At 74.3% G+C, this 354-nt stretch carries 1 protein-coding gene; it reads left to right on the forward strand.

Translation table 11 applies throughout. The features are described 5' to 3' along the window. A partial coding sequence (locus GTW67_RS05765; protein WP_161163706.1) for a beta-ketoacyl synthase N-terminal-like domain-containing protein occupies nucleotides 1-354 on the forward strand: 354 nt, incomplete at both ends.

Here is a 354-nt window from a genome sequence, read left to right on the forward strand (position 1 = left end):
TCGTCGTCGCTGGTGGCCCTGCACCTCGCGGCCCAGTCGCTGCGCCAGGGCGAATGCTCTCGCGCGATCGTCGGCGGTGTGTCGCTGATGATCTCGCCCCGAGGGTTCGTGGAGTTCAGCCGTCAGCGCGGCCTCGCTCCCGACGGCCGCTGCAAGGCGTTCGCGTCGGGCGCCGACGGCACCGGCTGGGGGGAGGGCGTGGGTCTGCTGCTGCTGGAGCGGCTGTCGGACGCCCGGCGCAACGGGCACCAGGTGCTGGCCGTCGTCCGCGGCTCGGCCGTCAACCAGGACGGCGCGAGCAACGGTCTGACGGCGCCGAACGGTCCCTCGCAGCAGCGGGTCATCCGGGCCGCG

The organism is Streptomyces sp. SID5910 (assembly GCF_009862125.1).
Classification (GTDB): Bacteria; Actinomycetota; Actinomycetes; order Streptomycetales; family Streptomycetaceae; genus Streptomyces.